This is a genomic window from Flagellimonas yonaguniensis, assembly GCF_029193885.1.
Lineage (GTDB): Bacteria > Bacteroidota > Bacteroidia > Flavobacteriales > Flavobacteriaceae > Flagellimonas > Flagellimonas yonaguniensis.
Map to the genome: position 1 here is coordinate 195,795 of NZ_JARFVB010000005.1, position 22,469 is coordinate 218,263.

Here is a 22,469-nt window from a genome sequence, read left to right on the forward strand (position 1 = left end):
CTATTTTTTTATTTATACTAGACTATTTTATTAAATTCAATCGATACATCTTGCTCTTATCTATATTGATCTTAGCTCCTTAGATAATTGATAATGGCCGACTGCACATAGTAGCCCTTGATGGATTCGATTCGATTGATTTGAAACCTAAGCTGAAGCTCTTGAATATCGAGCACATCGTTAAAATCGATGGTACCGGTCTCGTAGCTTTTGATAAGGATTTCCTCCCCATCCTTGGCCTGTCCGATATTTTTTGTTTGGGTCCTGAAACGAATCCTGGCGGCCATTCTGTTGTTAATGGCCTCGCTCAAAAGTGTTTCGAGTTTGTTTCTTCGTTCTTGCTTTTGGGCGGTTATTTCTTGTTGCCTGAGCTTGTTCTGGTGGGATATCGATTTGTATTTATTGTTGAATATCGGGATGGATACCGATACCATGGGCATTATAATATCCTTCCCGTTATCATCAAAAGACATATCGGGCCTTTCGGCGACGGGTATGTAATCCAATCCGAAGCCAAGGTCCGGTAACGCTTCTTTTTGGTTCAAGATTTCGGATTGTTCGACCGACTCGTACAACTTGTCATACTTTAAAAGTTCAGGATGCAGGTCAAGGCTTCCTTCTTCCGTTATCGGGTCTTGTTCCGGTACCGTAAGCCCTTCGTAAACTTCGACTTGGGTCTGTTCGTCCCTATTCAATAGATTGTTGAACAGCGTTTGTTCGGCCAGATACTCCTGTTCCAAAACTTCTTTTTGCTGAACCAGTTCGTTCTGCCGAATCTGCAAGCGCAGCACATCTACTGCGGAGGCATTACCAACTTCTACCGAGGTCAAGGCCAATCGTTCATAGGTTTCCAGCAATTCAATATTCTCGTCCAAAACGCTTTGCTTCGCCCTTATCGAGAATAATCGGTAATAGGACTGAGATACCGACAACGCCAATTTCCTTTTGACAATGACCAGCTCTTCATATTGGGCATCGGCCAATGAACTTGCATAATTTTCACGGGCGGTAATGGTACCGAACCACGGAATCATCTGTTTTGCCGAGAACCGTGCTTTCTGTGCTCCGGTCCGTGTTTCGGGTTCGCTTACGAAAAGTCCGGCACTTACCTCCGTATTTGGCAAAGTATTGACCTCGTTCACTCTTTCGGAGGCAATATTGTACCGCAGCTCAAAAGCCTGGATTTCCGGATTGTTGAGTTCGGCCTGTTGGATAAGGCTTTCCAGCTCCTGTCCGTTCATGGAAGCGATGGATACTATTCCGATCAATATGTATAGGTATTTCTTCATTTGGACATTCTTTTTAATTGAAACTCGGCCTTCCAACTGTACAACACTGGAACAACAAATAGGGTAATCAAGGCGATAAGCATTCCCCCGAAAGAAGGGATCGCCATCGGTATCATAATATCGCTACCACGGCCGGTGGATGTCAATACCGGAAGCAGTGCCAGAATAGTGGTTGCGGTCGTCATCAAACACGGACGGATACGTTTTTCACCAGCTTCGACAACCGAATCCCTAACGGATACAAGGGAATCGGGCTTGTTTCTATCAAAAGTTTGGGTCAGGTAGGTGGCCATGACCACGCCGTCATCCGTAGCGATACCAAAGAGGGCAATAAACCCGACCCATACGGCAACACTCAGGTTAATAGTATGCATCTGGAAGAGGTCTCGTAGGTTTTCCCCGAAAAAGTTGAAGTTCAGGAACCAATCCTGACCGTAGAACCAAATCATCAGAAAACCTCCGGCAAAGGCAACAGCAATCCCGGTAAACACCATCAATGAGGTACCTACTGAACGGAATTGGAAATAAAGAATCAAGAATATGATGGCCAATGCCAACGGTACTACGACCGATAAGGTTTTTTCCGCACGCAGCTGGTTTTCATAGGTACCGGTAAACAAATAATTGATACCCTTGGGAACCACCAATTCTCCATTATCTATTTTTTCTTGTATCAGGGCCTGTGCATTCTCGACCACCTCGACTTCGGCAAAACCGTCCAACTTATCGAACAGTACATAACCCACCAAAAAGGTGTCTTCGCTCTTGATGACCTGTGGTCCCTTTTCATATCGAATGGTAACCAACTCGCTCAAAGGAACCGGGCTTCCCTTGGCAACGGGAACATAAATATTCTCCAAGTCCGCTGGATTCTCTCGCAATTCCCTTGGATACCGTACCCGAACTCCATAACGCTCACGGCCTTCAACAGTTTGGGTAAGCACCATGCCGCCAACCGCTACTTGCAACACGCTTTGCACATCTTCAATGGTAATGCCGTATCGTGCCAAACGCTCCCTGTTGATATCTATAAGCAAATAAGGCTTTCCGACAATTCGATCGGCAAACACGGCTTCATCCTTGACCCCCTCGGCCTCCTTTAAAATGTCCTCCAGCTTGAGGCCAAAGGCTTCTATTTCCTTTAAATCTTGCCCTTTTACCTTGATACCCATGGGCGCACGCATGCCGGTCTGCAACATGACTAAGCGGGTTTCAATAGGTTGCAGTTTGGGCGCGGATGTAACGCCTGGAAGTTTCGTTACACGCACAATCTCGTTCCAAATATCATCGGGGGATTCAATTTCAGGCCGCCAGTTTCTAAAATATTCCCCATCATCGTCGGGAATCAAATCCTTTTGTTTAAGAGAGAATGCAGAAACTATGGCAGATTCATCGTAATTTCCTTCATCATCTACAACCATGTTCGGATTGGTCACAAAGGTGCCGTCCCTGAGTTCGAAGAGGCCATCTTCATTGACCTTGAACCGTTGGCGCTCCCTGTTCTCGTTCAACATGTATTCTGGCTTGTACTGGATGACGTTCTCATACATCGACAAGGGCGCCGGATCCAATGCGGATTCGGTTCTACCGGATTTGCCGACTATCGTTGCTATTTCAGGAATACTGGCTACAGCCATATCCAGTTGCTGCAATACCCGTTTGTTCTCTTCGACACCGGCGTGCGGAAGGGAGGTAGGCATCAACAAAAACGAACCTTCGTTCAATGAAGGCATAAACTCCTTGCCCGTATTGCGCATAATCATTACCCCGAATATCACAATGGCGGTGGGTATGGAAAGAAATATCAGTTTATTCCGTAATGCCCAGCGAAGTATCCTTGTATAATAGTTCCGGAATATGGTAAAGAAGCCCAGTAGTCCGAAACATATAAGCGAAACAAAAATCAGGTTCCAAAAAATACTCTTATCGAGACCGAGCGGTCTCCAGTATTCCGCCAAAACAAAAACAATGGTAAAGGCCGAAATAATGATATTGATAAGATTGGCTCGTTCTTCGGAAAGCGAAAATCCAGTGGAAATACGTGATGCCAATTCCTGATTTTTTAGCAAGCCTACGATACCGAAGGCAATCAATATAAATCCTAATAAAAAGCCATAAACAAGGGCTATAATCCCTAGAAGTATCAATATTCCATTAACGGCGTATCCAGTAGTTTTCTTTATACTTTTTTTTCTAAATAGAAAGGCGGCAAATGGTGGTATCAAAAATAAGGCTACAATAATGGATGCGGTAAGGGCAAAGGTTTTTGTAAAAGCCAAGGGTCTGAACAATTTTCCTTCGGCCCCGATCATCGTAAATACCGGAATAAAACTGATGATAGTGGTCATCACGGCGGTCAATATGGCCCCTGATACCTCTGCCGTGGCATTGTAGACAACGGTATTAATAGGCACGCCCTCTTCATTTTCGTCTAAATGCCGTATGACGTTTTCCGAGAGGATGACCCCTACATCCACCATAGTTCCGATGGCGATGGCTATACCCGAAAGTGCCACGATGTTCGCATCCACATTGAATAGCTTCATAGCAATAAACACCATTAGCACCGCAACCGGCAACAGTCCCGATATCAGGATGGATGCCCTTAAATTGAAGACCATGATGATGATAACTAAAATAGTAATCAAGATTTCCAAGGTCAGGGCTTCATTGAGCGTACCCAGCGTTTCTTGAATAAGTTCGGTCCTATCGTAAAAAGGAACAATGGTAAGTTGAGATGTTCTGCCGTCTTCAAGTACTTTTGAGGGCAGTCCGGCACTTAAATCATTGATTTGATCTTTGACATTATTGATGACTTCCATGGGATTGGCACCATACCGTGCGACCACTACCCCCCCGACAACTTCTGCACCCTCCTTATCCAATATGCCGCGCCGTGTGGCCGGTCCGTAAGAAACATTCGCAATGTCCTTTAAGCGAATGGACGTGTAATCCTCAGAGGTAACGACTGCATTCTGTAGATCCTCGATGGACTTCACATACCCAAGCCCGCGAATGAGATATTCGGCCTGATTAATTTCCAAGGTCTGTGCCCCAATATCACGGTTACTTTGTTTTACCGCTTTTACCACCTGCTGTAGCCCAATACCATATTGCTTCATCAGTTCGGGGTTTACATCTACCTGATATTCGAGTACATAACCCCCTATAGAGGCCACCTCTGAAACACCGCTTGCTGACGATAGGGCATATTTAACATAAAAATCCTGAATACTTCTAAGCTCCTGTAAATCCCAGCCGCCTGTGACATTTCCTTTCTCATCGCGTCCCTCCAAAGTGTACCAGTAGATTTGTCCAAGTCCCGTGGCATCCGGCCCCAATGCAGGGTTGACCCCATCGGGCAGTAAACCGCTCGGCAATGAATTCAATTTTTCAAGGATACGACTGCGGCTCCAATAGAATTCGATGTCCTCTTCAAATATGATATAGATACTTGAAAATCCGAACATGGAGGAGCTACGGATGGTCCTAACCCCTGGTATTCCCAAGAGTGAGGTTGTCAATGGGTAGGTAATTTGATCCTCGATATCTTGTGGGGAACGACCGTCCCATTTGGTAAAAACAATCTGCTGGTTTTCTCCGATGTCAGGTATGGCATCTACGGCAACAGGGTTTCTTGGTAATGAGCCAGTGCTCCACTCGAAAGGGGCGTTTACGGTTCCCCAGCCTACAAAAAGGACTAGGAGCAAAACGGCTACCAATTTATTTTCGATAAGGAATTTGATGCTTTTATTCAGCATGACATTGATGATTAAGTAATTAGAAGTGCTGGCCGGAAACCAACGAAAACAGGATAAGCCCTAAACTGCTATTAGTCGGGCTGTAAAATGCTATTACTTAAAAATCAAATGAGGAAAATCTGATCTAGGATCTGTATATCCTTGACCAAAAGTGGAGGGGGGTAATCACTAAACGGGACTATGTTTTCAGGTAGTCCTTCGTAAAGATTAAGATAGGTGTAGATGAAGCTGGCAACAAACTGTTGTTGTTCAAAGCTTAATTTTTCAAACGATACTTTTAAGTCGTTCTGACCATCAACGGTAAGGACTTCATCGCTACAGCAATCGGCTTTGACCAAATTGCACTCTGGTAACTCTGCTGTCTCCTGAACTTCCATGTCGCAAGATTCTGCATGGCCCATGAAAGAATAATCAACCAGAACATCCCCACAATAGTGTTGCGCAACCGAAAAAGAGAAGGTTGAGAACAGCACTAATAGTGCCATGGTAAAAGACGTTATTTTATGAAAAATACTTTTCATGAGTTTTGCAAAGCTACAAAAATTTTAACATGGGGATTTCGTTTAACAAAATTTTAGAACTAAAATTAGTCGGATTCTATGATATGCAAAGCTAATTGTTTGCCTTTTGAAAATACATGACAATTATCATAACTAAAGCATAAAGCAGTTAAGTTATAGGCATACCGAAATTAGAAAATTATTTAGAATCTTTCTCAATAAGATTGTGTCAAATCAAAAAATGTACTACGTTTGCACTTTATTTTTATTCAATCTAAATAAGTATAATATGCGATGGCTTTTAACTGTATTTTCAACAATGCTCCTGACGGCGAATTTAGGGTTATCCCAGGAAAGCAATGATGGCAAAGATTCAACTGCCCTGAAAACGGAAATCCTAAACGAGGTCATAGTCAATGGAAGTGCAATTCTAGGGAGTAAATTTGAAGCCATGAACAGAACGGGTTCCGCAAATTATATATCGGCGAAAGAACTCCAAAAATTCAGTTATAACGATATTAACAGGATATTGAGAAACGTACCCGGGGTCAACATATACGAGGAGGACGGTTTTGGATTACGGCCCAATATCAGTTTGAGGGGTACCTCCCCAGAACGTAGTGCAAAAATCAATCTTATGGAAGATGGGGTACTTATAGCCCCCGCCCCCTACAGTGCCCCTGCCGCATATTATTTCCCCACCATCGGAAGGATGCAGGCCGTGGAAGTATTGAAGGGAAGTAGTCAGGTCCAGTACGGGCCAAATACTACGGGTGGCGCTATCAATATGATCTCTACCCGGATACCGGACCGGTTTACGGGAAGAGCGACCTTATCGGCCGGTAACTTCAATTCAAAAAATACACAGATCGTAATAGGCGATAGTTTTAAGAACTTCGGATTCGTAAGCGAATACTATAACTACAATTCAGACGGTTTTAAAAATATTGACGGAGGGGGAAATACGGGTTTTGATAAATCGGACTATTTGGCAAAGTTTCGAATGAATACCGATGAAGGTGCCAAAGTCTATCAATCCCTTCTCTTTAAAATCCAATTTTCCGAAGAAAGGGCCAATGAAACCTATTTAGGGTTGACCGATGCCGATTTCAATGAAAATCCGTATCGCAGATACAGGGCATCCTCGGAAGATGTGATGGACGCGGAGCACCAACAATACCAATTAACACATTTTCTTAAACTTTCCCAGGCCCTGTCCATTACCACCACGGGATATGTGAACAAGTTTAAGCGCAACTGGTATAAATTGGACGATGTAAATCTTGGGGAGCGTGTTGGCATAAACAATGTGCTCGCAGATCCGGAAACCTATGCCATGGAATATAATTCCCTGTTGGGAAACACGGATACCCCGGAAGATGTGTTCGGCATAAAAGCGAATAACAGGAGGTATACCTCCCAAGGAATACAGTCCATAGCCCGCTTGCGCTGGGGCGCTGATTGGCTGCAAAGTCTGGAGTTGGGTATTCGCTACCATGAGGATGAGGAGGATAGGTTTCAATGGGTAGACAGGTATGGTTTTCAGAACAATGAACTAATACGCACAACGGTTGGCATCAAAGGGGCGGATGCCAACCGTATCAGCAACGCAAAGGCAATTGCTGCGCATACCTTGTACAAACTAAATTTGGGCAGGTTTACATTGACCCCGGGTATTCGGTACGAGAATATTACGTTGGGCAGGATAAATTACGGTACCAACGATGCAACGAGATCGGGTACGGACCTTTCCGAACGTGAGAACCAAGTGGATGTTTGGATACCGGGAATAGGGGCAAATTATACCTTTACCGAAAATCTTTCCGTTTTTGGCGGGGTGCACAAAGGGTTTTCCCCTCCCGGCAATACCGAAGGCCAAGATGCGGAAAGCAGTATAAATTATGAATTGGGTACCCGTTTCAATTATCATGGAATTCAAGGCGAAGTGGTAGGCTACTATAACGACTATCAAAACTTGTTGGGGAGCGACCTAGCGGCTACAGGTGGTACGGGCAGCTTGGACCAATTCAACGCTGGCGAGGTCAGGGTCAGCGGTGTAGAAGTATCGTTGAACTATAACCTTTTGAACAACAGCTCGGAAAAGGTCCGCTTACCGTTAACGTTTAACTATACCTTGACCGATACCGAGTTCCTTAGTTCATTTGACAGTGCCAACGCTATATTCGGGGAAGTCTCGGTTGGTGATGAAATACCCTATATCGCCAAGAACCAGTTCAATTTGAACCTTGGCCTAAAGCACAAAAAATTTGCTGTCGACCTGGGCGCACGCTATATCGATGCATTCAGGACACAAGCAGGAACAGGGACCATTCCCACAAATTTAAGGGTGGATTCCAATTTTGTCGTTGACATGTCGGGACGCTATTTCTACAATAGTCATTTTACCTTTTCCTTCAATATCATTAACTTGTTTGACACCACCTATGCGGTTTCAAGGGTTCCTGCCGGACTACGGCCTGGGCATCCATTCGGGGTTAATTTTTCAATAACCTATGGCCTTTAAAAGGAAGAATCATAATTTTTAGACCATGTCAATTGAAAACCGATGTAAGGACATTTGTCCTTTTTACGTCACATGGCCAAGAATTAAAAACAGCACTTGAATTTTTTCTTTTAATTTTTCCCTTAAAATTTTGAGGGCTTTGGTAAGATGTCCTTCGACCGTTTTGATGGAGATACCCAAATGTTCCGCAATCTCAGTATTGGTTAGACCTTCTTTCTTACTTAACTTAAATACTTGGTTGCATTTCTTGGGAAGCTGTTCGATCTCTTTTTCAACTAGTTCCACCTTATGTTTTAAGTCTTCTTGATATTCCCTTTCAATTACATGGTCCAAAGTTTCGGCATAGGTAGTCTCGAAAAAATAAGTTTCTTTCTTATACTTTTTTACATGGTCCAAAAAATTGTTTCGGACAGACTTGAAGAGCCATCCCTTTACGATGGTTCCCTTTTTTATATTATCCCTTTTCTTCCATAGTTTGAAAAATGCTTCCTGCACCAAATCTTTTGCCAAAGCTTCGTTACGGCTTAAACTTTTTGCGTACCAGTAGATTTCATTGTAATAGGACTCAATGACTGTTTTGAAAGCCTTCCTATCCCCTTTTTGGATTGCTTCAACCTTAATTTTTTCATCCAAGTTATTTGAATTCATAGGCTATTTTAACAAAAAAAAAATCAATATTATAGATTATTGACAATAAAAAGTAAGGGTATTGTATAGTTCAATCGTTTACATAATATGAATTGGGACTTTCCTAAAAATCATCAATGAAAAACAAGAAAATAGAAATTATCATACACAAATTTTTGGCCAATACGGCAACTTTGGATGAGATTGATATTTTGGCCAAATGGGTCGATAAAAATAAATCTAGCTTTCAGGAAGAGGTGGAACTCCATCATCTAATAACCGGGGCTGGAGAAGAAGAAAGTACGGAACACCTAAAGAAAAATCTGACATCGGCCTTTTATCACGCTAGACTCGTCGCAGGCAGGGTCAAAAAAAGGAACTTACTACTCAGGTATGCCGCGATTTTTGTCGGCGTTCTTATGTTAGGTATTTATGCTTACGAGCAACGTAGTCCTGAAGTAATTCTTGAAAAAGAAGCCACGATTACTTTTGAAGATGGGTCTAAAAAGGAAACCTTAAATGACAAGGCAACCGGAATAGTGTCTACTACAAATGCTTATGTGGTAGAGCAAGAAGGCACTAAAATTACCTATAAAAAAGTAGCATCGAACCAAAAAAAGGTGAATCGGTTGGTGTTCAACACCTTGGATGTACCTTATGGGAAAAAGTTTCAGTTGGTACTATCCGATGGTACGGAAGTATACCTTAATTCGGGTTCTTCAATTACATACCCAGTGGTATTTTACGACGAAGGCCCAAGGAATGTTGTTCTTAGAGGGGAAGCTTACTTTACCGTTGCTCCGGATTCTTTAAGGCCATTTACGGTCAGCACACAGCTTCTTGATGCAAAGGTCCTAGGGACGGAATTTAATATTTCCAGTTACCGAGATGACGAACATATTCAAGTGGTACTTGTTGAAGGTAGTCTGTCAGTCGGTCGGAATAATTCTATTGGTTCGGGAGATGTAATCCTAAAACCGAATCAGCTGGCTTCCTATTCCTATTCCGATGATGAACTAGCCACTGCTAATATAGATGTTAGCAGTTACATTGCTTGGAAAAATGGCATATTGTTGTTCAAGAACGAAGACTTTTATCATATCGCAAAAAAACTTGAAAGGCACTATGATGTAAAAATCGAGATAAAGGATATGCAGGTAAGCAAAGAAAGATATACAGGAAGGTTTAAAACGGAAACCATTGAGGAAATACTACAGGCTTTTCAACGGATTAAAAGTTTTGACTACAACATTGAAAACAATAACATTAAAATTAACCTTAAAAACTAAGCGTATGGAGTGAACCTTAAAAGAATCAGGGATTGCTGGAACAATCCCATGATTCCAAACGAATTTAAAAACTATTTGACCAATTTCTAAACTCTCTCAAAAGTATGAAAAACACACTATGTAAAAGGTATTTTACGATTAAAATAGACCTGAAAATGAAAATTACCATGTTGTTTCTTTTAGTTGCCTTTTTTCAACTTCAGGCAAATAACACGTATTCCCAGAAATCCAATATTTCTATGAACATGAAGGATGCTACGATAGCCTCCGTATTTGAAGAAATAGAGAAAACGACCGATTTCAACATTCTTTATAAGAATTCCACTTTAGACATCAATAAACGTATTTCCGTAAACGTCGACAAAGTCAAGATAGATGAACTGATGGGTATAGTTCTAAAGGAAACCGATGTTTCTTTTGAAATTAGAAGAAAACTTATCGTGTTGGTTGAAAACGGCAAAACGTTGAATTCCGGTACAAGTCCGGCCTCATCCAATCCTCCAAAGGTTCCGGATCAAACTATGACGGTAACTGGCACGGTAACCGATCAAGACAATATTCCCTTAGGTGGAGTGAGTATTGTCATCAAGGGCTCCACTAAGGGGGTTTCCACCAATTTTGATGGGGAATATGAAATAGAAGCTTCTGAGGGCGATATTCTTGTGTTCTCCTATATTGGCTTTTCCTCACGTGAAATCAGTGTAAAACAAGCAGACGTAATTAACGTTGCCATGATGCAAAGTTCAATGGATTTGAACGAAGTAATCGTTACCGCAACCGGTGCGCGCCGTAAGGTTGAGATGGGAAATTCCATTGCGAATCTCAACGTTGCCGATGACGTAAAGCAGCGGCCGATAAGCAATGTCTCGGACCTACTTCAGGGGCAGGCGACCGGCGTTCAGATTTCAAGTAGTGGAGGTTCTACAGGCATGGGCTCGCGCATTAGGATCAGGGGTTCGAACAGTGCATCCCTTTCCAACGAACCAGTAATTTATGTTGATGGTATTTTGATTAATAACGAGGCAAATTCAATCTCTTTTGAAACAGGTGGGCAATCCCCTTCCCGTTTAAATGATATCAACCCAGAGGATATTGAGTCTATCGAAATCATCAAGGGTCCTTCCGCGGCAACATTATACGGATCTATTGCGGCCAACGGTGTAATTCGTATTACCACTAAAAAAGGTAAACAAGGAGAACCAAGATGGTCTGCATTTTTCGAGAGCGGTTTGGTAGAAGATGTAACAACCTATCCCAAAAACTATCAGGCACTTGACGCAGCAGGCAATCCCGGTTTCAACTTTGAAGCGGCCGAAGGCACTTTTGTCCACAGTACGGTCAATTCTTTTCAGCCCTTGAACGACCCGCGTACCTCGCCTTTTAGAACCGGACAGTCTTATGGCGGTGGGTTGAGCGTATCGGGAGGTTCGGAAGTACTCACCTATTTCCTTTCGGGAAGTCTTACCGACGGTGAAGGCGTGTTGCCCGTCAATAACATAAAAAGAACGAATTTCCGGGGAAATTTCGGAGCCAAGATTACTGATGACCTTAAGGTAAATTTGACCACGGGCTACACCAACAGTAATCTGGAACTTCCCTTGAACGATAATTTTGCCCTCGCATTAATGAGTCAGGGCCTAAATGGTACATCGACCATAGATGTCAACAACGGTTGGGGCGAATTTACACCCGATGAACTGTTTACCATAGACACCCGGCAAATAATCAATCGTTTTACCAGTGGTCTTGAACTCATTTGGCAACCCTCTGAAAAATTGAACCTAAGAGCCTCCGGAGGCCTAGATTTTACATCCCGTTGGGACAGTCAGTTTTTCCCCACGGGTGAAGCCCCTGATTTTCTAAACTACGACGAAGGTGCCCGGTTCTCTAATAGGTTCAACGATTTTGTCTATACTTTGGATGCCGTAGGTTCTTACAAAACAGATATTTGGGAGGGCATAAATTCCAGAACTTCCCTTGGATTCCAATATTTACAGAATCTTTCGCAAGGCACCTTCGCAACCGGTCTTCAGTTGGTTGCGGGTAGTAATTCTATTGCGGGGGCAGCAGTAACACAAAGTAACGAACAGACCATCGAGTCGCGTACCGTAGGTGTCTTTGTGGAGGAACAGATCGGTTTTAATGACAAATTGTTCGTGACTGGTGCCGTACGGGCCGATCGCGGGAGTTCTTTTGGTGCCTCGTTCAATTCGGTATTTTACCCCAAAGTGAGTGCTTCTTGGCTGATTTCGGAAGAAGAATTTTTCAATGATTCCGACAAATATGGTATAAGCTCGTTACGGCTTAGAGGAGCCTGGGGAGCCTCGGGGGTACAACCGGGCACCAATGATGCGCTGAGGTTTTTCAATCCCATAGCCGCTACACTGGACGGACAAAGTGTTACCGGGGTCACTATTGGCAGCGTTGGAAACTCCGACTTAACCCCAGAGCGGTCAACGGAAGTTGAGTTCGGCTTTGATGCGAAACTATTGTCCGAAAAAATTGGCTTTGAAATGACCTATTTTAATAAACGTACCGAAGATGCTCTTATATTTAGGCAATTGCCCTTATCGCTCGGCGTGGGCGAAGGGCGCTTTGAAAATTTGGGTTCCGTTAAAAACTCGGGTATTGAAATTGGATTGAACACAAGAATCATCGAAACCGATAAGTTTTTCTTTGGGGTCGATTTTGTGGGTTCGTTCATAGATAATGAATTGATAGAATTGGGTGAGGGCATACAACCGGTCATTTTTGGTCAACAACGTCACGTTGAAGGCTTTCCCCTTGGCGGTTACTGGGATGAAACCTATACTTTTAACGATGCCAATGGCGATGGTTTCATTGGGCAGGATGAGATACAAGTTGGGGAAGTAGGGTACTTAGGTACGCCGTTTGCCACTACCGATATTTCATTTACCCCAACACTTAGTTTTTTCGAAAATCAATTTGTGCTAAGAGGACTCCTAAACTACAGGGGTGGTCAAAAACTTTATAACAACACCGGTTCTTGGCGAAACGGGAATAGTAACAACCAAGAACTGAACGATCCCAATGCCTCGCTTGCCGATCAGGCAAGGGCCGTTGCATCAAAATTTTTGGGCACTAATGCTGGGTATATCGAAGATGCTTCGTTTTGGAGGCTTCGTGAAATTTCGTTGACCTATAATGCGCCTATCACCTTTTCGAGTCAACTTGGTTTTGATCGTATAAGCCTGACGCTTTCCGGGCAAAACTTGGGTGTATGGACCGACTACACGGGACTTGATCCCGAAATAAGTTCTGAGGGGCAAGCCAATTTTACTACTGAGGAATTTCTCAGTCAATCACCCGTGCGTTCTTGGAAAGCAAGGCTAAACCTATCTTTTTAACATTAAAAAATCTAAGAAAATGAGAACATTACTGAAAATAAAAAACAACTATTCCAGATTGATCTTTAATGTCGTTGTTTTGGTTGTACTTACATCGTTGAGTATATCTTGCGATTCGGTGGTAGAAGTTACAGATCCTGATATTGTTACACCGGAATCGCTTAATAGCGAAGCCGGTATACAAACCCTGCGCGCAGGTTCTTTGGGAGATCTTGCCGTGGCCATGAGCGGTTCCGCAGCAGGCCATGGGGCTACCACGGGCCTAATCGTTATGAGCGGCCTTATGGCTGACGAGTATAGTTATTCTGGAACCTTTCCCACTAGACGTGAGGCTGATACCCGAAACCTTCAAGATATTAACGGTGACATAAATACAATTTATGGTAACCTGCACAGATCACGAACCGGGGCCGAAACTACTATAGACCTTCTTGCCAATTTCGGCGGAAATCCAGAAGTGGAAAGTGAGATGCAAAGTATCGTTGGGTATGCCTATGTTATGTTCGCAGAAACCTTTTGCGGTGGGGTTCCCTTTAGCAAGGCACCTGCCGACGGAGGTGAATTGATCTATGGGGAGCCTTTGACTACTGAGCAAATGTTTAATGCTGCGGTCGAATGGTTTGATCAAGCCATCACCAACGCCGGCAGCAACGATAAATTGGCCAACCTGGGGCGGTTAGGCAAGGCCCGCTCCCTTTTGGGCCTAGGACAAATTGATGCCGCGGCTGGCGAAGTAGCTGCTGTTCCATCAGATTTTGTTTACAATATTGAACAATCGGACAACAGTCGTAGACAAGAGAACGGTATTTATATAATGACTACTGTTCGCCGTCAGTTTTCTATAGCAGATGGCAAAGGCGGCAATGGTCTAATGTACCGCTCCGCTATGGATCCCCGGACACCTTGGGACGGGGGCACGGAATTTGGACAAGATGATATTACCCTGTATTACAACCAACTCAAATTCAATTCCTCCAGTGTACCCGTGGCCTTGGCCTCAGGAATAGAAGCAAGGTTGATCGAAGCCGAGGCGGCCGCTAGTGCAGATGATGCCCAAACCGTCGCGAATATACATAATGAACTTAGGGCCGCAATGGGTCTATCAGAGTTAGACCTCTCAGGAATTAGTGGCGAAGACCTGTTGCTGGCCCATTTTTCAGAACGTGCCTTTTGGTTGTTCAGTACCGGTCATCGACTGGGAGACCTAAGAAGACTTGTGGATGTTTATGATATGATGCCCTCTAGTGTGTTTCCATGGGGGCCTTATTTCAAGGGAGGGGAATATAATCCCAATCTTAAATTTCTAGTCCCACAGTCAGAATCTAACAACCCCAATTATGTTGGCTGTTTGGATTGAAAATATTTGAAAATGTCATACAAAAAAGAGAGGAGGCTTTTTAGGGCCTCTTTTCTTTTTAAGTTTGCTGAAGGCAAAGTTGTCAATTACATTTTTTTATGAAAAACCTGTTAGCGATTCCAAAATTTGAACGTTCTGGAAGCTTCATTTTCTTATGTGCCTTGTTTTTGTTGTCCGGCACCGCTGGCCTTATATTCCAAGTGATTTGGATGTACCGGCTGGGACTTGTGTTCGGGAATGCGGCGTATGCGACGGCTGCAACATTATCCGCTTTTTTTCTCGGATTGGCCCTTGGGGGACGGTTTTTTGGCAAGGCTTCCGCCCGTTTTAAACGGCCACTTCGCTTATATGGCTTTATGGAGCTAGGTATTGCCGTAACGGCACTCTTGTTGATTCCTGGCCTCCATTTCTATGAAAAATACTATTCTGATATCGTATCTTTTTTAGGGGTTTCAAGAAGCGTTCTCTTAGTCATCAAGTTTGTATTTGGTATTTCATTACTTTTTTTTCCTTCATTTTTAATGGGAGGCACCTTTCCCGTTCTGGCACAGTACATCGGGAAAAACCGAATTGACCTTTCAAGACGTGGAACGATTTTGTATGCCGTAAATACCTTAGGGGCCGCTCTAGGTGCTTTTGCTGCCGCGTTTTATTTGTTAGCTAGGTACGGGGTCAGTGCAACCTATAGCTTTGCCATGGCCCTGGCTCTTTCCGTAGGGGTTCTGGCGCTTGTTATCGACCGCTTTTATAAGACTCCCCGCCCCGCTACTCTTGAAGCCTTCGATTGGCCTGAAAAGCACGAAAAATCCACTTACGCTACATCCGAATTGGGTTATGGCCAATTCATCACGGTCGCCTTTTTTTCCGGGGCCTTGGCACTAGCGGCCGAAACCTTATGGACTAAAATGTTCGCCCAAGTTTTACAAAATTCGGTCTATTCGTTCGCTGCAATATTGGTAGTGTTCCTTTTATCCCTAGGGCTTGGCGGTATTTTATCCCATGTGCTGGTAAGGCTAAGGGCGCCGTCAACAAAACTTTTGATCTTATTGTTGGCCTCGGCCGCAATTTTGATAGGAATATCTCCAACGGTATTCAGTACTGTGACAAACGGACTTGAGTACCTTGCAGTGAACGCATCTTGGCTTACATATATATGGTCCGTCTTTAAACTAAGCCTAATAGTAATTATGCCTCCAACTATTATTTTAGGTGCCGTGTTTCCCTTTCTGTTGAAAGCGGCCCCTACAATCCATATGCCATCTGGGATAATCGCGGGCAAATTAGTACTCTACAATTCGTTGGGCGGCTTTGTGGGGCCGGTAGTGGCAGGTTTTGTTCTACTTGATTTGGTCGGCCTCTGGAATAGTATAAAAATCATTGCTGTTCTGTATGGCATCTTAGCTCTATTGATTGTTTTCCCAGCATCCGGAAAAAAGAAAATTATTCAACTTTTATTACTAGTTACATTGATTTTCGGAATATTCGTGTTGAAAAACCCACCTCTTGTACAATTGAAAACAGGAGAAAAAGTACTGGATTATTGGCAATCAAGCGACGGTGTCGTCTCTATAATACAATTGGCGGGAAATTTAGAGATGCGATTAGATAATTTTTATGTGCTCGGGGATTCGAAATCGTTTTTGGTCGAGCAAATGCAGGCCCATGTTCCGCTTATGATACATCCAGCACCTAAAAATGTGGCGTTTTTGGGACTGGGGACCGGCATCACGGCAGGTGCGGCGTTTAACCATGATGTAGAAAATGTAGTAGCCGTTGAACTGGTGTCCAACGTGGTTACTGCGGCAAAACGTTATTTTTCACCTTGGACCAATGGACTTTTCAAAGATAAACGGGCGAATATAGTAGCTGACGATGCCAGAAACTTTCTTCTGGGCGCCAATAAGAAATTCGACGTTATTATCGGAGACCTTTTTACCCCGTGGCATGCAGGTACGGGAAGTCTTTACACCCTTGAACATTTTGAACAAGTTAAAAAGCGATTATCGCCCGGTGGCATCTTTGCGCAATGGTTACCGCTATACCAGCTTACACCTGAGAACTTCAATACCATTGCCGCTACATTTGCAGCCGTTTATCCACAAGTGACACTCTGGCGGGCCGATTTTTCCACGGACCGGGCCAGTATCGTACTCGTTGGCCAGGAAGCAGGCTCACAGCTTAACAATAATACCTTACGCAAAAATATTGTCCATGTAGTGGGTAAGCAAATTGACCCGGAAAACAACCACATGGCCGGTCTTTTTTATCTAGGTAACTTGGAGGCCATTAGAAATCGGTTGTCGGGTGTTGAACTGAATACCGATGACAGAAGGTCTATTGAATTTAAGGCACCTATTCTATCGCAACAAGCCAATTCGGGCAGTGCAAGCTATATTACAGGCAAGGAGTTGGATGATTTGTTGACCTTACTAAATACTAATCTTCCTGCTGGGAAAGACCCCTATCTTTCCAACTTGACAGAGGAAGAAATTCGATTTGTAAAAGTGGGGGCGCTTTACCATCGTTATTTGCGATATGTCAGTACCGGGGAAGAAGATAAGGCAAAAAAAATACGGGAACGGATACAGTTCTTGGCACCGGACTTTTTACATACGGAGACCAAAGCTATTGATGAAAAAAATAAGGGAATACCAACAAACAAGAAATAAAATGAATTACCAAAAAACAACTGGACCGATCAAGGACTATATGAAACAAGTAAGCAACAAACCATTCTTTTTTTCGATTCCAATAATCATATCTATACTATCTTTTGGTCTTTCGTTTGCGCAACAAGATATCATCGATAAGGCGATAGCAGTTTCGGGAACCGAAAAATTGAAAAACGCCGAGGCTTCATTCGATTTTCGGGATTATCAGTATACATACAAAAGAAGCCAGGGGCGATTTGAATACACAAGAATCGGCAAGAAAGGCGATGGCACGGAAATACGGGATGTCTATACCAATAAGGGGCTGGTCCGCTATGTGGCCGATACCTTGATAAGCCTTACCGAAAAAAGAGAGAAAGCCTATACCAATTCGGTAAATTCAGTGATGTACTTTGCGTTTTTGCCCCTTTGGCTCAAAGACCCCGCGGTCATTGTAGAAGACCAAGGTAGAAGCGTGATAAAAAGTAAGGAGTACTATAAAATCCGTGTTACTTTTAAGCAAGAGGGCGGTGGCGATGATTTTGAGGATGTGTTCCTCTATTGGTTCGATGTTGAGGATTATAGTATGGATTATCTGGCTTACAAATACTTTACTGGCAAAGGGGGAATGCGGTTTCGGGAAGCATACAACCAGCGCAACGTTAATGGGGTCGTAATACAGGATTACCGTAACCTACAACCTAAAATAAAGGACGGCATTGATTTTGATGAAATCGAGAAGGCTTTTGAAAATGACCAACTGGAAGAACTCTCCCTAATTCAATTGAAAAATGTGAAAATCAAAACGATACCCAAACCTTAGCTCAGTCTAATTCATTCAAAGACCCGAAGTAGGTTTCCAGTAAGTTCAGTCTGGAATATTTTCAAAGGGTTGCTCGTAATACTGTTCAAGGGCTTTCCGGTTTGGTCAAAGCGTGCGCCATGGGTAGAACAATAGTAAATACCGCCGTCGTTCTCAACAAACCTAACTTCCTCGGTCTGTTGATGGCTACATATCTGACTGGCCGCCACAAAATTACCTTCTAAATTTTTAACTACGACCACATAGTCTTTTAATATATAATCGCCGTTGTTCTGTAAGCTAGTACCCTCATTGGAGTTAAGGTCTATCGTAAAATCGATTCCAGTAGGTATCGGTCTCATATCCTCTGGTGAAACGTCTCCGTTACCATCTTTGGAACAGCTTTGAACACAGGGAAAAACAATTGCGAATGCCGCACCGGCACCCAAACTTCGTAAGAACTGTTTTCTTTCCATAACAAAGACTTTTAAAAATTAACGTCTTTTGCTAGAAAATCGTATCCAAACAATATATATATGGTCTTCGGCGCATCTTTTAAAAGATAGTAAAATCAATAATTTCTCTACACGGGGGTCTAACTAAGTGTTTGAACGCATCTGATTTATAGTGTTATATACCCAAAAGCACACACCAATTTTTTAGTACTATGCTGATTGTGTTTAGTAAAAAACAAGAATAGCTTTTATTCGAGTTACTACATTCAACTTTTTTTGCAAACATGACAATCGTCATGTTCTTGTTTAATCACTTATGTTATTTTTGAAAAATAATATCATTTAAATTGATTCTAACTACATAAAAATTAGATTATTATATATTTTTCAAATTGACCCTTAATTGTAAATATCCCTGTGCCAAGAGCACAGGGCGTTTTTTCAATGCTTCGCATTGATCAGGTCTCGAACAGCCTAAGTTGTTTGACATCTTCTGCTCGGCCTTGATTCTCTATGTACCGTTCGATCACATTCTTGTCCCCTCGACCACTTATCGTCGAAATATAATACCCATCCGTCCAAAACTCCCCGCCCCAAAGCTCCTGTTCCAATGATGGAAGCTCCTTGAACACGCGTTGCGATGTGATGCTCTTGACCATACGGATCACCTGACCCCCCGAGTACTTGGGCAAGAACCTGCAAAGTAGGTGAACGTGGTCCTTGTCAAAACCAACATTGTGGACATCGATGTAATATCGGTCCCGAAACCCGGAAAGAACATCCACCACCACTTTCTCGACCACAGGATCAAACAGTTTCTTCCTGTACTTGATCGTCAACTGAATGTGGTAATAACATTCAGAAACATTATGATGCCAATACCAATTCCTATCTGTAATTTTGGGCATGCCCAAAATTACGACTTTCGTGCTTCGCACGAAGGCAATTCAGCCCTGCGCCAAGAGCACAGGGAGTTAATGCCTAACTTTTAAAACTTAAACAGTTTTTTGCTAATTTTAGAGTATGAAGCGCTTTTTACGTAAAATAGTATCCATCGGTTTGACGTTCGCAATACTTTTTGCGACCACATCCTTTAGCGCTGATATGCATTTCTGTTGTAACAAATTAGTGGATATTGCCGTATTTGGTAAGGCAAAATCTTGTGACGATAAAGTTCAAAAAAGCGAAAGCCCTTCCAAGGAGTGTTCTGTAGGAGCCAAGGATTGTTGCAGGAATGAAACATTTAGCAAGGCCGGTGATGACAACGTTAAAAAGGTTACCGCGGAATTCAGCATCGAAAACTATGTTTTCTTACATAGCTTTTTTTACACCTATATAAATCGTTTTGAAGGGCTAGATAAAAACATCGTTCCCTTTGTAAATTACGATCCGCCATGGATCGAGAAGGACATTCTTGTGCTTCATGAAACTTTCCTTATTTGATTTTTATTCAAACAGATTATTGATCCAATAATCTGTACTTCCTACTGGCAAACATCGCGTTCTGCCCTCTAATGTCGTACCCTTTATTTCAACGACACTCGCTCCAATTGGTCAAAATACCAAATAATAATGAGTCCTTACGGACATAAGCAATTAGAACATTCAATAAACCCTAAAGTATGGATTCTCAGAGAGAATACTGGATCAAGAATATGGTCTGCAGTCGGTGCCTTAAGGTCATAAAGCAAGACCTTGAAGAAATCGGTGTAGAAGTGCTTTCCCTTGAACTGGGCAAACTATCAGTCCGTATCACTACTGAAATCGATAAAAAAATCGATTTGAAAATAGCGGAGGTGCTTCATTCCAACGGATTTGAAATCGCCAAGAACGAGGAGGAAATGATCGTTGAGAATATCAAGATCACCTTAATCGAACTTGTAACAGACCTTCCTTTACATATTAAGGAAAAGACTTCCGAACATTTGGCAGCAGAACTACATCGCGATTATAAGATGTTGAGCAAGATTTTCTCTAAAAAAGAGAACATTACCATTGAAAAGTACTTTATAAAACTGAAGGTCGAAAGGGTCAAAGAGCTCATACAGTTGCAACAGCATGCGTTCTCAGACATAGCCTATCTACTTGATTATAGTAGCGTGAACCATTTATCCAGACAGTTTAAAAATGTTACTGGATTGAGCATGACAGATTATAAAAACAGCCAAGTATGGGAAAGAAGCTTCCTGGACGAAATTATATAGATAAGAACGAAAATTATGCAGATGTAAACATCCAACAAAAAATAGATTTACTAACAATTCAATACCAATAAAATGAAAAACAAAAGAGACATACGTATTTGGACCATATTAATGGTCACAGGTTTGTTAATTCTCGGGTTCAATGGCCATGCCCAAGAAAAATGGGTAGCCCCTGCAAGTGCCGATAAGATTGTCAACCCCTTAAAGGGGGACACAGATGCAGTGGCAAACGGGAAAAGGACGTACAGAATGCTCTGTGTGGTCTGCCATGGAGCCAAGGGCAAAGGTGATGGCGTTGGTGGCGCAGGATTAAAGCCGCTACCGACCAATTTGACCAGTGCCGAGTTCCAAGCCCAGACCGACGGCGCAATTTTCTGGAAACTAGAGGAAGGACGCTCACCCATGGCCTCCTATAAAACCGCTCTTCCCGAAAAGAAAAGATGGGAATTGATTAACTATATCAGAACCTTGAAACAATGAAAAAGCTAATATATTTTCTAACAGTAGTGGTCTTAGGTACAACTTCATACGCCCAGACCTATAACACGTTTGAACCGAGCAAGACCCAATTTATGCTGCGTGGTTACGGGCATACAGGATTTGAGTATATGGATTCTGGCGATGAAACAGAATCCACATTTTTGGGTGCGGCCTTTGCTCCAATATTTCTTTATAAACATTCAGATAGGCTGATGTTCGAGGCAGAACTGGAGTTTGTTCTTGAAGGGAACGAACTGGAAACCGGTTTGGAATATGCGGACGTTATGTATGTACTTAATAGAAACATGACCGTTAGGGCCGGAAAATTTCTTTTACCATTTGGCACTTTTATGGAACGCTTGCATCCTGCATGGATTAACAGATTGCCCAATACGCCTTTGGGCTATGGGCATGACGGGATTGCACCTTCCTCGGGTATAGGGGTAGAATTAAGAGGGGCATTTGATTTGGGAGGCCCTACTTTGAACTATTCGGTATACTCCACAAACGGTCCACGTCTCAAGGACGGTAATTTGGAACCTGAAGAAGCGGGGATGCTTCAATTCGAGAATTATGAGGACACCAATCTTGCCAAGGCTTATGGGGGTCGAATCGGGTTGCTGCCTTTTTCTGATTCTTCCACAGAAATAGGGTTTTCAGCGTATTCCACTAGTGGAACGGGGGAAGAAGATTCAGAATATGAAGATATCGGTGCCTTTCTCTATGCCTTGGATTTTTCCTTTGTCAAACAAATATCAGGAATAGGCGGCGTAGTTGACGTAAAGGCGCAATACAATAATTCCAATGTGGATACGGCAACTTTTACAGAACTGGAGGATGGTATCGCAGAAGAATACTCTTTTGATAACCAAAGTAATTCCTTTTATGGGCAATTGAGCTATAGGCCTACAATGGCAAGCAATGACTTTGTCAAGAAATTGGAGTTTGTTGGAAGATATTCAGATTTCAATGCTCCCGAGGGTGCCGAATGGGAGGAAAAATCAGTTCAGTATGCCTTTGGCGTCAACTATTGGCTGAGCTGGCGTTCTGTAGTCAAGTTGAGTTACCAGACCACGGAAACAGAAGGAGGCCATGACGGTAATGGAATCACAAATACAGATGGATTATTTCTGCATTGGGCCATAGGATTTTGATCGAATCA

At 42.9% G+C, this 22,469-nt stretch carries 16 protein-coding genes; 10 read left to right on the forward strand and 6 right to left on the reverse strand.

Going from position 1 to position 22,469, the window contains the following annotated elements; translation table 11 throughout:
* Positions 1 to 71: 71 nt before the first annotated feature.
* The 3 genes from PY092_RS10635 to PY092_RS10645 all read right to left on the reverse strand — a co-directional run bounded on the left by PY092_RS10635 (position 72) and on the right by PY092_RS10645 (position 5,571).
* Positions 72 to 1,289 carry a TolC family protein gene (locus PY092_RS10635; RefSeq protein ID WP_275615821.1) on the reverse strand — a complete coding sequence of 406 codons (1,218 nt, stop codon included), beginning with the start codon at positions 1,287 to 1,289 and terminating at the stop codon, positions 72 to 74.
* Complete coding sequence (locus tag PY092_RS10640; RefSeq protein WP_275615822.1) at positions 1,286 to 5,050, reverse strand: efflux RND transporter permease subunit; 3,765 nt, start codon at positions 5,048 to 5,050, stop codon at positions 1,286 to 1,288. The genes PY092_RS10635 and PY092_RS10640 overlap by 4 nt, the downstream gene beginning before the upstream one ends.
* A gap of 104 nt (positions 5,051 to 5,154) precedes the next feature.
* Positions 5,155 to 5,571 carry an HYC_CC_PP family protein gene (locus PY092_RS10645; RefSeq protein ID WP_414459867.1) on the reverse strand — a complete coding sequence of 139 codons (417 nt, stop codon included), beginning with the start codon at positions 5,569 to 5,571 and terminating at the stop codon, positions 5,155 to 5,157.
* 268 nt (positions 5,572 to 5,839) lie between these two features.
* On the opposite strand from PY092_RS10645, the gene PY092_RS10650 reads away from it, so the two are divergent.
* Positions 5,840 to 8,074 (forward strand): TonB-dependent receptor family protein, encoded by a 2,235-nt coding sequence (locus PY092_RS10650; RefSeq protein WP_275615824.1) that lies wholly within the window; start codon positions 5,840 to 5,842, stop codon positions 8,072 to 8,074.
* Between the two features lie 63 nt (positions 8,075 to 8,137).
* Here the strand turns inward: PY092_RS10650 and PY092_RS10655 are convergent, their stop codons facing one another.
* The gene (locus PY092_RS10655) at positions 8,138 to 8,722 is read right to left on the reverse strand and encodes an RNA polymerase sigma factor (RefSeq protein WP_121848283.1); all 585 of its coding nucleotides are present in this window, start codon (positions 8,720 to 8,722) and stop codon (positions 8,138 to 8,140) included.
* Between the two features lie 116 nt (positions 8,723 to 8,838).
* Here PY092_RS10655 and PY092_RS10660 point away from each other — a divergent pair, with 116 nt between their 5' ends.
* The 5 genes from PY092_RS10660 (at position 8,839) to PY092_RS10680 (ending at position 18,189) form a co-directional block, all read left to right on the forward strand.
* Complete coding sequence (locus PY092_RS10660) at positions 8,839 to 9,990, forward strand: FecR family protein (protein ID WP_121848282.1); 1,152 nt, start codon at positions 8,839 to 8,841, stop codon at positions 9,988 to 9,990.
* Between the two features lie 104 nt (positions 9,991 to 10,094).
* Positions 10,095 to 13,358, forward strand: a complete 3,264-nt coding sequence (locus tag PY092_RS10665) for a SusC/RagA family TonB-linked outer membrane protein (RefSeq protein WP_275615825.1) — start codon at positions 10,095 to 10,097, stop codon at positions 13,356 to 13,358.
* 19 nt (positions 13,359 to 13,377) lie between these two features.
* A complete protein-coding gene (locus PY092_RS10670) occupies positions 13,378 to 14,715 on the forward strand; it encodes a hypothetical protein (protein WP_275615826.1) in 1,338 nt (445 codons plus the stop codon).
* Between the two features lie 98 nt (positions 14,716 to 14,813).
* Positions 14,814 to 17,384, forward strand: coding sequence for a spermidine synthase (locus PY092_RS10675; RefSeq protein WP_275615827.1), 2,571 nt, complete (start codon positions 14,814 to 14,816; stop codon positions 17,382 to 17,384).
* Between the two features lies 1 nt (position 17,385).
* The gene (locus PY092_RS10680) at positions 17,386 to 18,189 is read left to right on the forward strand and encodes a DUF6503 family protein (RefSeq protein WP_275615828.1); all 804 of its coding nucleotides are present in this window, start codon (positions 17,386 to 17,388) and stop codon (positions 18,187 to 18,189) included.
* 11 nt (positions 18,190 to 18,200) lie between these two features.
* Here PY092_RS10680 and PY092_RS10685 read toward each other — a convergent pair whose 3' ends face one another.
* Entirely contained in the window at positions 18,201 to 18,644 is a 444-nt protein-coding gene (locus PY092_RS10685; RefSeq protein ID WP_275615829.1) for a QcrA and Rieske domain-containing protein, read from the reverse strand.
* 437 nt (positions 18,645 to 19,081) lie between these two features.
* The gene (gene tnpA / locus PY092_RS10690) at positions 19,082 to 19,531 is read right to left on the reverse strand and encodes an IS200/IS605 family transposase (RefSeq protein WP_275615830.1); all 450 of its coding nucleotides are present in this window, start codon (positions 19,529 to 19,531) and stop codon (positions 19,082 to 19,084) included.
* Positions 19,532 to 19,646: 115 nt separating this feature from the next.
* Between tnpA and PY092_RS10695 the strand changes: the two genes are divergently transcribed.
* From PY092_RS10695 to PY092_RS10710, 4 genes are all read left to right on the forward strand, one after another.
* Entirely contained in the window at positions 19,647 to 20,066 is a 420-nt protein-coding gene (locus PY092_RS10695; protein ID WP_275615831.1) for an HYC_CC_PP family protein, read from the forward strand.
* Between the two features lie 179 nt (positions 20,067 to 20,245).
* On the forward strand, positions 20,246 to 20,827 hold the full coding sequence (locus PY092_RS10700; protein ID WP_094997501.1) for a helix-turn-helix domain-containing protein: 582 nt from the start codon (positions 20,246 to 20,248) through the stop codon (positions 20,825 to 20,827).
* 72 nt (positions 20,828 to 20,899) lie between these two features.
* Complete coding sequence (locus PY092_RS10705) at positions 20,900 to 21,307, forward strand: c-type cytochrome (RefSeq protein ID WP_275615832.1); 408 nt, start codon at positions 20,900 to 20,902, stop codon at positions 21,305 to 21,307.
* Positions 21,304 to 22,461 carry a porin family protein gene (locus tag PY092_RS10710; RefSeq protein ID WP_275615833.1) on the forward strand — a complete coding sequence of 386 codons (1,158 nt, stop codon included), beginning with the start codon at positions 21,304 to 21,306 and terminating at the stop codon, positions 22,459 to 22,461. Before PY092_RS10705 ends, PY092_RS10710 begins: the two co-directional genes overlap by 4 nt.
* The last annotated feature ends 8 nt before the right edge of the window (positions 22,462 to 22,469 follow it).